At 41.0% G+C, this 16,055-nt stretch carries 14 protein-coding genes and 1 tRNA gene; 6 read left to right on the top strand and 9 right to left on the bottom strand.

What is annotated here, in order from left to right:
* Both QRD02_RS11855 and QRD02_RS11850 read right to left on the bottom strand, forming a co-directional pair.
* A partial coding sequence (locus QRD02_RS11855; RefSeq protein WP_290255169.1) for an HYR domain-containing protein occupies positions 1–1,796 on the bottom strand: 1,796 nt, incomplete at its 3' end.
* Positions 1,797–1,980: 184 nt separating this feature from the next.
* Entirely contained in the window at positions 1,981–3,366 is a 1,386-nt protein-coding gene (locus QRD02_RS11850; RefSeq protein WP_290255168.1) for an MBL fold metallo-hydrolase, read from the bottom strand.
* A gap of 149 nt (positions 3,367–3,515) precedes the next feature.
* On the opposite strand from QRD02_RS11850, the gene QRD02_RS11845 reads away from it, so the two are divergent.
* Both QRD02_RS11845 and QRD02_RS11840 read left to right on the top strand, forming a co-directional pair.
* Positions 3,516–3,848, top strand: coding sequence for a hypothetical protein (locus QRD02_RS11845; RefSeq protein WP_290255167.1), 333 nt, complete (start codon positions 3,516–3,518; stop codon positions 3,846–3,848).
* An 18-nt stretch (positions 3,849–3,866) separates the two neighbouring features.
* Entirely contained in the window at positions 3,867–4,886 is a 1,020-nt protein-coding gene (locus QRD02_RS11840; RefSeq protein ID WP_290255166.1) for a M28 family metallopeptidase, read from the top strand.
* A gap of 121 nt (positions 4,887–5,007) precedes the next feature.
* Here the strand turns inward: QRD02_RS11840 and QRD02_RS11835 are convergent.
* From QRD02_RS11835 to QRD02_RS11825, 3 genes are all read right to left on the bottom strand, one after another.
* Positions 5,008–5,083 (bottom strand) — tRNA-His (locus QRD02_RS11835).
* An 88-nt stretch (positions 5,084–5,171) separates the two neighbouring features.
* Positions 5,172–5,888, bottom strand: a complete 717-nt coding sequence (gene bshB1, locus QRD02_RS11830) for a bacillithiol biosynthesis deacetylase BshB1 (protein ID WP_290255165.1) — start codon at positions 5,886–5,888, stop codon at positions 5,172–5,174.
* A 32-nt stretch (positions 5,889–5,920) separates the two neighbouring features.
* Positions 5,921–7,087 carry a trans-sulfuration enzyme family protein gene (locus QRD02_RS11825; protein ID WP_290255164.1) on the bottom strand — a complete coding sequence of 389 codons (1,167 nt, stop codon included), beginning with the start codon at positions 7,085–7,087 and terminating at the stop codon, positions 5,921–5,923.
* 196 nt (positions 7,088–7,283) lie between these two features.
* Between QRD02_RS11825 and hutI the strand changes: the two genes are divergently transcribed.
* The 4 genes from hutI to QRD02_RS11805 are packed head-to-tail and all read left to right on the top strand — an operon-like array spanning position 7,284 to position 12,965.
* Complete coding sequence (hutI, locus tag QRD02_RS11820; RefSeq protein WP_290255163.1) at positions 7,284–8,522, top strand: imidazolonepropionase; 1,239 nt, start codon at positions 7,284–7,286, stop codon at positions 8,520–8,522.
* The gene (locus tag QRD02_RS11815; protein WP_290255162.1) at positions 8,519–9,520 is read left to right on the top strand and encodes a formimidoylglutamase; all 1,002 of its coding nucleotides are present in this window, start codon (positions 8,519–8,521) and stop codon (positions 9,518–9,520) included. The genes hutI and QRD02_RS11815 overlap by 4 nt, the downstream gene beginning before the upstream one ends.
* Positions 9,521–9,579: 59 nt before the next feature.
* Positions 9,580–10,380, top strand: a complete 801-nt coding sequence (locus QRD02_RS11810; RefSeq protein ID WP_290255161.1) for an MBL fold metallo-hydrolase — start codon at positions 9,580–9,582, stop codon at positions 10,378–10,380.
* 32 nt (positions 10,381–10,412) lie between these two features.
* Entirely contained in the window at positions 10,413–12,965 is a 2,553-nt protein-coding gene (locus QRD02_RS11805; protein WP_290255160.1) for a T9SS type A sorting domain-containing protein, read from the top strand.
* A 66-nt stretch (positions 12,966–13,031) separates the two neighbouring features.
* Here QRD02_RS11805 and QRD02_RS11800 read toward each other — a convergent pair whose 3' ends face one another.
* The 4 genes from QRD02_RS11800 to QRD02_RS11785 all read right to left on the bottom strand — a co-directional run bounded on the left by QRD02_RS11800 (position 13,032) and on the right by QRD02_RS11785 (position 15,950).
* Complete coding sequence (locus QRD02_RS11800) at positions 13,032–13,475, bottom strand: hypothetical protein (protein ID WP_290255159.1); 444 nt, start codon at positions 13,473–13,475, stop codon at positions 13,032–13,034.
* 3 nt (positions 13,476–13,478) lie between these two features.
* Positions 13,479–15,170: an energy-dependent translational throttle protein EttA gene (ettA, locus tag QRD02_RS11795; protein ID WP_290255158.1), complete on the bottom strand. Its 1,692-nt coding sequence runs from the start codon at positions 15,168–15,170 to the stop codon at positions 13,479–13,481.
* Between the two features lie 76 nt (positions 15,171–15,246).
* A complete protein-coding gene (locus tag QRD02_RS11790; RefSeq protein WP_290255157.1) occupies positions 15,247–15,723 on the bottom strand; it encodes a DinB family protein in 477 nt (158 codons plus the stop codon).
* 44 nt (positions 15,724–15,767) lie between these two features.
* On the bottom strand, positions 15,768–15,950 hold the full coding sequence (locus QRD02_RS11785; RefSeq protein ID WP_290255156.1) for a CAL67264 family membrane protein: 183 nt from the start codon (positions 15,948–15,950) through the stop codon (positions 15,768–15,770).
* Positions 15,951–16,055 lie beyond the last annotated feature (105 nt).

Here is a 16,055-nt window from a genome sequence, read left to right as displayed (position 1 = left end):
TCAATAACGTTTACGGTAGCGAAACATGTAGAAACATTACCGCTGTCATCCGTAACAGTAACTTCTACAATATTTTCACCTATGTCTGCACACGTAAAATCTGCAGTCGTACTGCCATTTACTGTAATAATATATCCGCAAACTTCATCCACGCTCTGCAATAGCGTGTTTGGATCTATACTTGCCAATCCGTTTTCATCAAGGACAACATCCACCGACGAAGAAGTTGGCGCCACGTAAGTTTGCCCAGCGTTAAGTGTTCCAGGAGTAGCCGCAGTTGGTGCATTCCATACAAAATCTGCATAGTAAGTTCCTGTTCCACTTAATTGTAAGGATTCACCAACGGGGGAATTACTTTCTTCAGAAACCCCGATATCAGTTGAAGTCATGCCTGCCGCAACACCATCCACAGCGGTGAAGCTTCCTTCGTAACTTAAAAATTGAATTACATTTCCATTATTCACTAATGCAATACCGTCTGGAGCGCCGTTTTGAATACCTTCAATTTCAAAATTTACAGCTCCAAAACCGTTGCCTTCATCATCAATAATTCCGCTTAAGTTTACCGTATTGTATTCGGTACCATTATTTCCATTATATAGAACAATCGAATAAGAATTTAAGTCTGTTCCCGATGGACCCGCGATTTCTATTGCTTCACCTTCATCGGTACCAGCATTGTCATAATGAATTTCATTGATGAAGACGGATGGCCCAGAAGCCTCACCCAGGCAAGAAATAATAGGTGCAGTAGTATCCTGAACAGTTACTATAGCCGAGCAGCTTGTTGAATTTCCAGCACTATCAGTAGCTGTAAGAACCACATTATTAGCACCAATCATGGAACAGTCAAAGGTTGAAATATCAAGAGTTAGAGTTACTGGGCCACAAAGATCTGAGGAGCCGTTATCAATTTCTGCGGGAGTAAGCGTAACCGTACCTGTAATAGGATCCAATTCCAAAGTAACATCTTGACATACAGCTGTTGGCGCCTCAGTATCAAGCACTGTAACTGTAAAATCACATGTAACCGTATTTCCATCACTATCGGTCACGGACAAAACTACGGTTCTTACTCCCACATTGAAAATACTGCCGCTTTCGGGTGTTGCAACAATGGATGAAGAGATATTTCCGTCCTCAGGATCTATTGCAAAACCTGTAAAGCTTACCGCTGCGCTGCAAGTTCCAGTGGCATTGTTCACTATAATGTCCGCTGGACAAATAATTGTTGGACTAGCGCCCGAACCAGAACCCACAAAGGTTTGACCGGAATTAATGAGTCCAATAGAAGAGGTAGTTGGGCCAGTCCAACTAAAATCGGCATATTCGCTGCCGGTGCCAATTAGCTGCAAAGATTCACCAATTGGACTAGAACTGGGTTCAGACACACCAATATCTATTGATGTCATGCCATTTGCGGTTCCTGAAGTTGCAACAAAGGAGCCTTCATAACTTAAAAATTGTACTACGATATTCGTAGCATCTATTAATGCTAAACCGTCGGGCGCCCCATTTTGCATGCCGGAAGCCAAAAAATAAATAGCTCCGAATCCAGATCCTTCATCAGGAAGAATTCCCGAAAGATTAATGGTTCCATAATCTGAACCGTTCGACCCATTATAAAACTCAACGGTCCACCCTGTTAAATCAGTGCCCGCTGGGCCGGCAATTTCAAAACCTTCGTTGACATCGCTGCCGGCATTGTCATAATGCAACTCATTAATAAAAACAGTTTGTGCCTGTAATGACAAAACTGCTAGAAATAATAAAATCGTTAAAGTAATTTTTCTCATAGTTGTTAGTTAATTGTTTAATAGAAATATAAAATCAGCAATCGGATAGAATGCCAAATTCGTTTTATTCGTTTATTTAAGTATTACGCATTATGAGAGGAAAATTTATAAATTTTCCACAAAATTTGATGGCCAAAGATACCCCAATGCGATGGCATATAAAAAAGTATTAAGTGTAAAAAATTTAGCTTTGCACTGGAATGCCACTATTTTTAATTGCAGCGAATCCTCCCGCAACGTCCACTACATTATGTATTCCGCGGCTCTTAAGAATGGATGCGGCTATCACCGAACGGTAACCGCCGGCGCAATGCAGATAAAATTTTTCATTCTTCGGAAAATCCGTGAGATGGTTATTGAGAAAACCAAGGGGAGCATGAACCGCTTCTGGAATATGGCCGGTCGCAAACTCTCCATCATTTCGCACATCAAATATTGGCACATTGTTTTCCCGCTGCTGTTTTAACGTTTCGGCATCCACAGATTCCAGCGTGTCCACTTCTTTTCCAGCTTCCTTCCACGCATCTATTCCTCCACTTAGGTAGCCCAAAGTTCTATCAAAGCCAACCCTTGAAAGTCTTGTAACGGCTTCTTCTTCCCTGCCTGGGGAAACAACCAACAAAATCTTTTGTTCCACATCGGCCAACAAGGCGCCAACCCACGGCGCAAATCCGCCGTCAAGCCCAATAAATATGGAACGCGGAATGTGCCCGTCAATAAATTCAATTTGGTTACGCACGTCCAATACTATAGCGCCTGATTCATTGGCAATCTGTTCAAAGGCGTTGGGATCAAGTGGGGTTGTTCCCTGTGCAATCACTTCGTCAAAAGCCGTATAGCCTTCCCGGTTCATTTTCACATTCATCGGGAAATATAGTGGTGGGGGTGTTAACCCATCGGTCACTTCTTTTATAAATTCGTCGCGGGTCATATCGGCACGCAGGGCGTAATTCATCTTTTTTTGATTTCCCAAGGTATCCACAGTTTCCTTCATCATATTCTTTCCGCAAGCCGAGCCCGCCCCATGGGCCGGATATACTATTACATCATCTGCCAAGGGCATAATTTTGTTGCGAAGACTGTCAAATAAAATTCCTGCCAAATCCTCTTGGGTCATTTCATTGGATTTTTGGGCGAGATCGGGTCGACCCACATCACCTAAAAATAGCGTATCACCGCTGAAAATGGCATAATCCTTTCCATTTTCGTCCTTTAGCAGATAGGTAGTACTTTCCATGGTATGTCCCGGCGTGTGGATGGCGGTTATGGTTACATCGCCCAATTTATACACTTCGTTATCGGTTGCCAAAACAGCATCAAAAGAGGGATTTGCATGCGGCCCAAATATTATTGAAGCACCCGTCTGTTGTGCCAAAGTTAAATGTCCACTCACAAAATCGGCGTGAAAGTGTGTTTCAAAAATATATTTAATTTTTGCATTGTCGTTTTTTGCTCTTTCCAAGTAAGGTTTTGTTTCCCTTAAAGGATCAATAATTGCTGCCTCGCCGTTACTTTCTATATAATAAGCCCCTTGGGATAGGCATCCGGTATAAATTTGCTCTACTTTCATGGTTAATTGTTTTCAGCAAATATAAGCATTGTAAGTCCGAATAACTTAATTGAAATATTCAAAAAAGGATTTTCACATAACTTTTGCAGTAAGGTTTCCAACTTATTATATCTTTACCCGATAACCTATAAATTTCTAAAAAAACTGTTATGAAGAAAATTGCATTCATTTTTCTAACCCTATTGATTGTAGCCTGTTCATCGGACAAAAAACATGACAACGTTGTTCGTGAACTTGCCAAGAAGGACGTGATTGAAAAACTACAACTTCCTGAAGGAACCAAGTTTGTTGATGAAGATATTGAAATGTCCGAAGCTGAAACCCCGGAATCAACATTGGAAGTAATTTATATAGTGAAAGTAACGGTAAAATCAGAAGATCGCGAAGGAAATGAAAATATTAAAACATATATCCTGAACTACAAAAAAATTGATGAGGACGGGTCCGATCCCAATGATTATGAGCTCCTTTCATTTGAATAATTATAGCTACTTTTTAATATGAAATTTCTTTTTATTGCGGCATTTGCATCCTTAATTTTTTCTTGTAACGCCACACAAAGCTCGAATGGTCCGAAAAAGACCAATAGCGATTACGCCAATACAATTACCGCACAGGACCTAAAAAAACATCTTTACATTTATGCCGGTGATGCTATGGAAGGCAGAATGACCGGCACGAAAGGCCAAAAAATGGCAGCAGAATATCTTCGAAATTTTTATATGGATGAAGGCATAGCATCACCCATTGAAAAGAACAACTATTACCAAAACATTCCAGCAAGCTATTTCGAAGGAAAAAAGGATCCAAAGGCTACAGAAAATGTTGTCGCCTTCATTAAAGGCTCTGAAAAACCTGATGAAATTATAGTGATTTCCTCACATTTGGATCACGTGGGAATTGACGCCAATGGAAATGTTTTCAATGGCGCCGATGACGACGGAAGCGGAACGGTCGCAATGTTGGAAATGGCTCAGGCTTTTCAAAAAGCAGTGAAGGATGGCAATGGGCCAAAACGCTCTATTTTATTCTTGCACGCCACAGCTGAGGAAATTGGTCTTTTCGGCTCCAGATATTATGTGGAAAATCCTATTTTCCCACTCGAGAATACGGTTTGCAACCTGAATATTGATATGATCGGCAGAATAGATCCGGACAAAAAAGAAAATCCGGAATATCTATATTTAATTGGAAGCAACAAATTAAGCCAGGAATTGCAGGATGTTTCAACCGAGGTAAATGAAAAATATACAAAACTGGAATTGGACTACAAGTATGATGATCCCAACGATCCAAACCGATTTTACTACCGAAGCGACCATTATAATTTCGCAAAAAATAATGTTCCCATTATCTTTTATTTTAATGGGGTACACGAAGACTACCACAAAATAACCGATACTCCCGATAAAATCGAATATGAATTAATGGCAAAACGGGCAAAGCTAATTTTTCATACCGCTTGGGAAGTCGCAAATCGGGAGCAAAGAATAACCGCAGATAAAGTAATTCAGGACTAAGAATAATCCGGTTACAATTAATTTAAATCCTCCATTTTTAGGTGGATTTTTTTCTACTTTCTTAGTTAAGTCTACCCATCAATAAAAAAAGCTCCCCTTTTTTTGGGAAGCTTTTTGTTTTGGGTGGAAGACCGGGTTCGAACCGGCGACCTCTTGAACCACAATCAAGCGCTCTAACCAACTGAGCTACAACCACCATTTATTGTGAATCAAATCACAACCTTGTTAAGCGGACGCAAATATAAATTAATTCTAACGGTTGCGCAATACTCTTTATAAAGAAAATCAAATTAAATCAAAAATAGAATCCACCGCGGGATACCGCTCTGCCGTGAAACCTTCTCCATATTCAGTTCCAATAAGCCGCCCCATATCCTGAGCCCGATAGGTGATGCTATCCCTAAAATTTGTGGAAGAGATAGGCGTTTCTGGTTCATCCGCTTCCTTTTTATGAAATTGACTTTTATAGGCAAAAACACACTCCAGCTTTCGCTCCAAAAATCCCGATACGTCCACCACAAAATCAGGTTCTATATTTTTCCATTGTATGTAATGGTACACATGTTTGGGTCGCCAAGCCCTTTGGGAATTGCCGTCCAAAATAGTTTCAATTTTTCGGAGGCCACTTAAAAAACACGCATCGCTTGCCAATGTACTGGCTTTTGCGTGATCAATATGCCTATCGTCAATGGCATTGCAAAGCACAATTTCCGGCTGATATTTTCTAATAATTTTAATTATTTCCAATTGGGAAGCTGCATTGTTCACCAAAAATCCATCCGAAAATTCAAGATTATGCCTAAACTGAACGCCTAGGATTTTCGCCGCATTACTAGCTTCTTCGTCCCTAATTTCAGCGGTACCGCGGGTGCCAAGTTCGCCACGTGTTAAATCGAGAATGCCTACCTTTTTTCCGTTGTGTATTTCCTTCGCCAAAGTTGCACCACAACCCAATTCCACATCATCGGGGTGAGCGCCGATGGCCAATATATCTATTTTCATATGCTTGCCCGCGCGGGCGGGTTCTTTTTAAATTAAACTAAATCTTTCTTCGAAATTTTTTGAAAAGCCCCTTTCATATCGGCAATTAAATCCTCAGTTTCTTCTATTCCCACCGAGAATCGCAACAATCCATCATTAATGTTTTGGCGTTTTCTTTCCTCAGCCGGCAACAATGCGTGCGATGTTTTTGCCGGTGAAAGGATAGTAGATTCCACCCCAGCCAAACTCATGGACGGTTTTATTAAGTTTAATGATTTCAGAAATTCATCTACATCCAGCGATTGATTGATTTCAAAAGAAAGCATTCCCGTGGAACCGTGCATCTGTTTTTTTGCGAGCGCGTAATCTGGATGGGTTTTCAGGCCCGGATAATAAACCTTTGCCACAAATGGATGTTTATCCAGCCACTTCGCAATTTTTTTAGCATTTTTACTCTGTGCTTTCACGCGAAGCACCATAGTTTTCATGCTCCTTTCCAAAAGCCAAACGGTGAAATCACTAAGGCTTCCGCCGAGGTTTTTTGCGAGATTCCAAATTTTATCAATGTGCTCGTTGCTCGCCGCCACTGCCCCCGCCAAAATATCACTATGCCCGCCCATATATTTTGTGGCGCTGTGAATCATAATATCAATGCCGAAATCGGCCGGAGTTTGGTTCACTGGGGAAGCGAAAGTATTATCAATCATGGTAATAATGCCACGACTTTTGGCAAGGCGCGAAACCATTTCCAAATCGGTGATGCGCATTAGTGGATTGGATGGCGTTTCAACAAAAATTACCTTTGTATTTTCTTGGATTTTTTCAGAAAAATCCGCTTCGGAAAAACCTTCCGCAAAGGAATATTCAATCCCGTATTTATGAAATTCCTCCACCACAAAATTATACGTTCCGCCGTACAATGTCTGCTGGAGCACCACGTGATCGCCTTTGTGTAAAAACGCAAGCATTGCAGTACTTATGGCCGCCATTCCGCTTCCGAAAATGAGCGCGGCTTCACATTTTTCAAGCATCGCAATTTTTTTGCAAAGTGCTTCCTGGTTTGGAGTGTTGAAATAGCGCGGATACCGCTTCACTTCCACATTTTCATAGGCATAACTTGTAGACATATATAAGGGCGAAATGGCACCCTTAAACTGCTTGTCCTCAATTTCGCCAACGTGTGTACAGATAGTATTAATCCCTAATTTTCGTGATTTCATAAGAATAATTTATAGATGGACTAAAGTATAAATTACGAAGAAGAAATGCTGAATAAATTTCTAAAAATCAAATTATAAAAATCGAATTAGAAAAAAAATAGTCATAATTTGGAATACAGAGTTTGGGATTCCGGATTTCAGTATTGGAATATTGTTTTCCTATCTTTATCAAAAAAACTGCTTTAATATTTTTTCCATGAAACTGCTGCTAACGAATATAAAAGAATTGCTACAAGTGCGCGAAATTGCTCCAACCAAACTCTGTGGCGCTCAAATGAAAGAACTCCCAATTTTAAAGAATGCGTGGGTTTTTATACATAAAGGAGTGATTAAGGATTTCGGAACGATGGACAATATTGGCCCATATAAAGGTTTCAAAACATTGAATTGTAGCGGAAAAACCGTGTTGCCGGCGTGGTGCGACAGTCACAGTCATCTTGTTTACGCAGGCAATCGGGAACAGGAATTTGTAGACCGAATCAATGGTTTGTCTTACCAAGAAATAGCCGAAAACGGAGGCGGAATTGTGAACAGCGCCAAAAAATTGCAGGAAACTTCCGAGAAGGATTTATTTGAGCAATCGGCAAAAAGACTAAAAGAAGTAATGCGTCTCGGCACCGGCGCCCTTGAAATAAAAAGCGGATATGGCTTGACCACCGAAGCCGAATTGAAAATGCTTCGGGTGGCGAAAAAATTGGCTTCAAAATATCCCATTACCATAAAAACAACTTTTTTGGGCGCGCACGCCGTACCCCCGGAATTTAAAAATAATAAAGAAGGTTATGTGGATTTGATATGCAATGAAATGCTGCCAAAAATTTCCGAACAAAAACTCGCCGATTATATGGATGTATTTTGTGAGGAAGGTTATTTTTCCGTGAGCGATATGGACCGGATTCTTTCCGAAGGAAAAAAATACAAGCTCATACCAAAAGTACACGTCAACCAATTCAACAGCATTGGTGGTATAGCCACAGCCGTGAAACACAAGGCTTTGAGCGTGGACCATTTAGAGGTTTTGACCGATGAAGATTTGGAAGCGTTGAAAAATACTGAAACTATGCCGGTTGCACTTCCCTCCTGTTCTTATTTTTTGAGCATTCCCTACACGCCGGGTAGAAAAATTATTGACGCTGGCCTGCCATTGGCGCTTGCAACGGACTATAACCCGGGTTCCACGCCCAGCGGAAATATGAATTTTGTGGTTGCCACTGCTTGTATAAAAATGCGGCTTACACCGGAGGAAGCCATTAACGCTGCAACTATAAACGGAGCCTATGCAATGGGTTTGAGCGAAACACATGGCAGCATTACCAAAGGAAAAATCGCCAATCTTATTGTGACTAAAAAAATTCCATCCTACGGATATTTGCCTTATGCGTTTGGCAGTAATTTAATTGATTGTGTAATTCTAAATGGTCAGGAAATAAAATGAGTTTTCTGAAAATCTATTCTGAAAAAGATGTTTTGCCACTCATCAAAAAACGAGCGGGAGAAACCAAATTTGGCGAAAAAGTGAAATTTGTTGCAACCCTCGAAGATTTAAAAACCCAATCCGCTAACTATGTTTTGTTGGGCATTCCAGAAGATATTGGCGTGCGGGCAAATTATGGAAATCCCGGTACTTCAAAAGCCTGGGAAGCCACATTGGGAAGTCTTTTAAACATTCAACACAACCATTTAAACAATGCGGAAAACGTAATTCTTTTGGGCGAAATTGATTGCGAAAGACAAATGAAACAGGCCGAAGAAATTTCAAAAACCGATACTCATTTTGCTGAGGAACTAGGCGAATTAGTTTCGCAGATTGACCATAAAGTTTCCGAAGTTATAAGAATGATTGTTGAAGCCGGAAAATTTCCCATTATTATTGGCGGCGGCCATAACAATAGTTTTGGAAATATAAAAGGTACTTCCGAAGCACTTCAAAAACCCATAAACTGCATCAACTTTGATGCGCACACTGACTTCCGTGCGCTGGAGCACCGGCACAGCGGCAACGGTTTTTCGTATGCTTTTGAGGATGGTTTTTTGGATAAGTATTTCATTTTCGGATTGCATGGAAATTATACTTCGCAGGAAGTTTTCAATGAAATGGCGCGCCATTCTGATAGGATAAAATTTAACTTCTTTGAAGATATTTCGATAACACAGGAAACGATTTTTTCCGATGCAATTAAAGAAGCGGAGGATTTTTGCTGCAATGAAAATTTCGGAATTGAATTGGATTTGGACGCGATAGAAATGATGGGCAGCAGCGCCATTTCACCCAGTGGATTTTCCCTCACCGAGGCCCGAAAATTCGTTTCCCATTTTTCAAAAAATGCCAATGCAAGTTATCTTCACATTTGTGAGGGTTCGCCAACAGCGGGAATTTTCCCGAATCAAGTGGGAAAGGCAATAGCCTATTTGGTGAGCGATGCCATTTCATAAAAAACCGCAAAATAAATAGCTAAACAATTCTTTCTTAGTATCTTCAAAAAAAATTTCCGATGAAAAGAATAGCATTTACCTTCATTTTAGCAATCGCCCTTTTTGGTTGCAAAAACACTTCCGAAAAAAAATTTTCACAAACAGATTTGGAAGAGCCAGTAAAAACGCTTGATGGTGGCGAAGCTGCCGAGGAAAAAGGTTTCACAATAAATCCGGTGGAGCACGCAAGTATGGTGCTGAATTGGGATGGCACCATTATTTATGTCGATCCGGTAGGCGGCAAGGAAATTTATAACAAATATTCGGAGGCGGATATGATTTTGGTAACCGATATTCACGGCGACCATATGGATATTCCCACTTTGGAAGCTATAACGAAGGATAAAACGGTGGTGTTTGCCCCCAAAGCGGTATTCGAGAAACTGCCGACATCGCTACAAAACAAAACAAATGTTATCAATAACGGGGATGTAATTTCTGATTTCGAAATGGAAATCCGCGCGGTGCCCATGTACAATCTTCGTCCCGAAGCGTTGAAATTTCACGAAAAAGGAAGGGGAAACGGCTATGTACTTGAAAGAAATGGCAAGCGCATTTACATTTCCGGCGACACCGAGGATATTCCCGAAATGCGCAATCTTCAAAATATCGACATCGCCTTCATTTGTATGAATTTGCCATATACAATGACGGTTGAAAAGGCTGCGGAAGCCGTGCTGGCATTCAAACCAAAAACAGTTTATCCCTATCACTACCGCGGCACCGAAGGCATGAGCGATGTTGAAAAATTCAAAAACTTGGTCGAGGCAGGTAGCGAAAATATAAAGGTCACGCAATTGGATTGGTATCCGAAAAAATAAAACGTAATTAATTAAAACCTAAATTTTTATTGATGAAAAAATACAAACGTCCCTTAAATCTACTGGCATTTCTCGGCATTTCCGTGATTCTTTTATTCAGTTGCAAAAATGCTTCCGAAGAAAAAATAGAGAAAAAAGAAACGGGTAAAATGGAATATCCTGCAGAGTGGATGTACAACCAACGCGCCTATCCCAATAATTACATCAACAAAGAGGCTTATAAAGAAGCCATTGCCCAAAGCAAACAGATTCTTGCCAGTCGATCTCCGGAAGTGGCCGGGGAATGGACCTTCGTGGGGCCTTTGAATACAGGTGGCCGCGTGACAGATGTGGCAATCTCGCCCGATAATGATGATCACTTATATATTGCCACAGCAACGGGCGGAATTTTCAGAAGTTATGACCGGGGCGTAAACTGGGTTCCCATTTTTGATGAAGTAACCAAACCTTCCATTGGCGATATTGCAATTTCGCGCTCGAATTCTCAAATTATTTACGCCGGAACGGGTGAAGCCAACGGTAGCGCTACGGATGGCGCTTATTTTGGCGATGGCATTTACAGAAGTAATAATGCCGGAGATACTTGGACGAACGTCGGATTGCCGGAAAGCAACCACATTGGCCGAATTGTGGTTGACCCCACAAATCCAGATCGGGTTTTTGCCGCAGCCACCGGACAATTGTACGGCAAAAACAACGAAAGGGGAATTTACCGAACCACAAACGGTGGCGCAAATTGGGAACAGGTTTTATTCGTGACCGATTCCACCTCAGCGATTGATGTTGCAATGAATGTTGCGAACACCAATATAATTTATGCAGCAATGTGGGAGCGCACCCGCAAACCCTGGCAACGTGATTATGGAGGAGTAACTTCCGCAATACATCGCTCTATGGATGGTGGCACGACTTGGACACAATTGGGCGCAGCCAATGGACTTCCCGCGTCAAACGGACAAACTGGCCGGATTGGAATTGCCGTTTCAGAATCGGATCCTTCAACAGTGTATGCACGTTTCACGACGAATGAAATCACCAATGAATTTGATGGAATGTATAAATCCACCGATAATGGAAACAATTGGACATTGGTAACGCCTGCGGGCGCTTTGAGCGGAATTGATGCAAATTTTGGGTGGTATTTCGGAAACCTTCGTGTGAACCCAACAAATTCTTCGGAAGTGTATATTATAGGTTTCGATATTGCGAAGTCGACCAACAGCGGCGCCTCGTGGCAAATTTTACCCGGAATGCACGTAGATCACCATGCGCTAGATTTTTCGAGAACCAACAGCAACTTTATGCTCGCCGGAAATGATGGTGGTGCTTACATTTCAAACAATGGCGGTAGTAGTTGGACAAAATTTGTAAACCTTCCCATTACCCAGTTTTACAATATTGAAGTGGACAAAACCCAACCCGAAAGATTGTATGGCGGCACCCAGGATAACAATACTATTCGCACCATTACTGGCGGTGCGAGCGACTGGAATTCAATTTGGGGTGGCGATGGTTTTCACGTGAATGTTGATCCGGTGGACAACAATTATATTTATGTGGAATCGCAATACGGAAATTTAGGTCGAAGCACCAATGGCGGAAGTAGTTTCAGTAATGCAACGAATGGAATTAGCGGAAGCGACCGAAACAATTGGAACACCCCGGTAATTATTTCACCTTTTGATCACGAAATTCTTTATTACGGAACCAATAGATTATACACTTCCAACAAAGCCGCCAACTGGTCTGTAATCAGTCCTGATTTAACCGATGGCCTTCACCCCAGCGGTTCTTTGGCTTTCGGAACACTTACCGCAATCGCTTCATCCTACAATAATCTCGATGTAATTTATACGGGAAGCGATGACGGAAATGTGAACGTAACTTTTGATGGCGGAACTACTTGGACTGATGTAAGCGCGGGCCTTCCCGATCAATATATTACTTCGATTGCGATGATTCCCGATAATGATTTAATGGCTTATGTGGCGGTTTCGGGTTTTAAATATTTGGATTATACGCCCCACGTTTTTAAAACGAGTGACGGCGGACAGAACTGGACAGATATCTCTTCAAATTTGCCGAATATTCCCGTAAACGATATCATTATTTATCCGGCGGAAAATATACTTTTCGTGGCAACCGATTTAAATGTTTGGTATTCCAAAGACGATGGCGCCAATTGGACGATTCTTGGAAACAACCTACCGCTAACCGTTGTAATGGATTTAAAATTCCACGAACCCACCAAAACGCTTTATGCAGGAACCTTCGGAAGGGCCATGCATAGTTATGATGTGAGCGACATTTTGGGTACCAATGAAAACGAAATTGCTGAAAATGCAATTAAAATTTATCCAAATCCTGCAACTTCCGAATTTACCATTTCGCAAAATCTTGCTTCGGAAGGAACGGTTCAGCTTTATGATATTTCTGGAAAAAAAATAAAGGATTTGTTTAAAGGGAATTTCGGAGCAAATAAAAATATCAAAGTAAAAACCGATGGTATTGCGGCGGGAGTTTATTTGGTGAAAATAAATAATGGGAATAAATCCGCTACTAAGAAATTGGTAATAGATAAATGATAATTCCAGCAATAAAAAAATCCCGATTCTATAATTGAATCGGGATTTTTTTCCTTGTGTAAATCATTACTGCTTCTCACAAACCACGCCCCAAATTGGCAATGCGTTTTTTGAAGTATTTATTTTAACGTTGTTTTCATCGATCACTCTAAAATCGGCAGCACCGGCATAATTGGAATCGAATATTGCGGCCAATGAAAATTTGGGATTTTTAAAATTTAATAGTTTCCAATTTCCATCGGAAGTATAAGTTCCTTTTTCAGAAATTTTTACCGGTTTCTCATTCGTATCGGGTTGGGGAATACTATTAAAGTCAAATTTAAAGGTATTGTTTTCAAAAAGTTGCAGTGAAATGGAAGCAACGCCATTGCCCAGACTTTTATAGGAAACCGCTTCGCTCTTTCCCAAAACCACTTCCTTTGATTCCTTTGAAGCTTCCACTCCCTTTCGCTTTGCCCCGCAGGAGGAGAGGGTAATTACCGCAACAATTAATATGATTTTTTTCCACATAATTTATCGAATAAGTTTTTTATATTTAATTCGTTTCGGTGTCAAATCGCCACCCAAACGTTTCTTTTTATTTTCCTCATATTCGCTGAAACCACCCTCAAAATAATATACTTCACTGTTTCCTTCAAAAGAAAGTATGTGTGTACAGATTCTGTCCAAAAACCACCGGTCGTGACTGATAACCACGGCACAACCCGCGAAGTTTTCCAAACCTTCTTCCAGAGCACGAAGCGTGTTTACATCCAAATCATTCGTGGGCTCATCCAGCAAAAGAACGTTTCCTTCTTCCTTTAAAGTCATTGCCAAGTGCAATCGGTTTCGCTCGCCACCGGAAAGCATCGAAACCTTTTTATTTTGCTCACTTCCACTGAAATTAAATCGGCTCAAATATGCTCGGGAATTCACTTGGCGACCGCCCATCATTATCAATTCCTGGCTATCGCTGAAGTTTTCCCAAATGGTTTTATCGGGATTAATATTGGAATGTGCTTGATCAACATAGGCAATTTTTGCGGTTTCACCTACTTCAAATGAACCTTTGTCCGGGGTTTCCTCGCCCATAATCATTTTGAAAATAGTGGTTTTACCGGCACCATTTGGGCCAATAATTCCCACAATTCCCGCTTGCGGAAGTTTGAAATTTAAATCTTCGTAAAGCAATTTATCGCCGAACGCCTTTGCAACATTTTTGGCTTCAATAACATTCGTGCCCAAACGCGGCCCGTTCGGGATGTATATTTCCAGCTTTTCGTCAAGTTGCTTTTGATCTTGGCTCAACAATTTATCGTAATTCTGAAGACGCGCCTTCTGTTTGGTTTGGCGGCCTTTGGCTCCTTGACGAACCCATTCAAGCTCGCGTTCCAACGTTTTTTGGCGCTTGCCGGCTGTTTTCTGTTCTTGTGCCAAACGTTTCGATTTTTGATCCAGCCACGAGGAATAATTTCCTTTCCAAGGAATTCCTTCGCCGCGGTCCAATTCCAAAATCCAACCTGCAACATTGTCCAAGAAATATCTATCGTGGGTAACGGCGATCACCGTTCCTTTATATTCGGAAAGATGGTGCTCCAACCAATGTACGCTTTCAGCATCCAAATGGTTTGTGGGCTCATCGAGCAAAAGTACGTCCGGCTCTTTCAACAATAATCTGCAAAGCGCAACCCTTCTTCTTTCACCTCCGGAAAGAACCCCGATCAATTTATCTGGTTCGGGAGTGCGCAATGCGTCCATTGCAATTTCTAGTTTTGTGTCCAATTCCCAAGCGTTTGTGGCATCAATTTTATCTTGTAGTTTTGCCTGCTTGTCCATCAGTTCGTCCATTTTTGCAGGGTTTTCGTAAACTTCCGGCAAACCGAACATATCATTTATTTTGTTGTATTCGTCCAAAATATCCACCACTTCCTGTACGCCTTCCTTTACAACTTCGAGTACGGTTTTGGTTTCGTCCAGTTTTGGCTCTTGTTCAAGATAACCAACGGTATAACCCGGAGCAAAGACTACATCGCCTTGGTAATTTTTTTCTTCGCCTGCAATTATGCGAAGCAAAGTAGATTTACCACTTCCGTTAAGACCCAAAATACCAATCTTGGCACCGTAGAAAAAGCTTAGGTATATATTTTTAAGTACAGGCGTCTGGGCACTTTGGTAGGTTTTGGTCAACCCAGACATTGAGAAAATTACTTTTTTATCGTCGCTCATTTGGTTAATTGTTAATCATTAAATATATATTATAGATTAGTTTCATTCTTTTTATGCGGAATTTGTTTCTGAAATCCTAATGCAGATTCAGCAATCTTAGAAGCACGAGCAATTGTCCAGAATGATAGGCCGTGTGCTCGATAATAAGTGTGACTTCGCGCAGTAATGTTTGCTGATCTTTGCCATTTTTAACGGGCGTTATAAGTTGATTTTCTTCATTCAGCAGGAAATCTTTCAATCTTTCGCGGTCCGTGAAATATTCGGCCTTTAAGGTTTGCCATCCTTCCACATGCTTACAGATTTTATCTTTGGGCCAATAATAATCGGGCCATTTGGGCTCGGTATAATCATCGGAACAGGTGAATTTTACGATATCCTTTTGTGTATAGGCAATATGATAAAACAATTCATACATTGAATAAGGCAAATTCCCCGGCCTTAAGTTGATATCTTCGAAGCTTATTTTTTTGAGGATTTCCGTAACGGGCATAAAGGCCTCGCCGCCCTCAAGATGTCTGGCAAGTTGTTCCCGTATTTGTTTTTCCTGTAACATTAAAATTGATATTAGTATTGGCTATTGAGTCTTTGTCGAGAAAATTACACCCTTCCTTTAAGGGCATTAAAAACCCAGGCATTTGCAAAAAATCCTATTCCTACGGAAGCAAATCCCCATCCGGCTACATCATCATATCGAAAGGCGCCAAGACCTATTAAAATTACACCCATAACAATCATAATAAAAGTGGCCCAGGCCAATACAGTATTTTTATTCATTCCCATAATCTATTTCTCTTTTTTGTTTTCTTTTTCGGTTTGCAAAGTTACGTGCAAAAACAAATATCGACATTATATAATAGATTTTCGTTAACAAAATGTCATAGTTTT

It is taken from the genome of Aequorivita aurantiaca (genome assembly GCF_030410135.1).
Taxonomy (GTDB): domain Bacteria; phylum Bacteroidota; class Bacteroidia; order Flavobacteriales; family Flavobacteriaceae; genus Aequorivita; species Aequorivita aurantiaca.
Note: the sequence above shows the minus strand (reverse complement) of the source record. Positions and strands in the feature narration are given on the sequence as shown.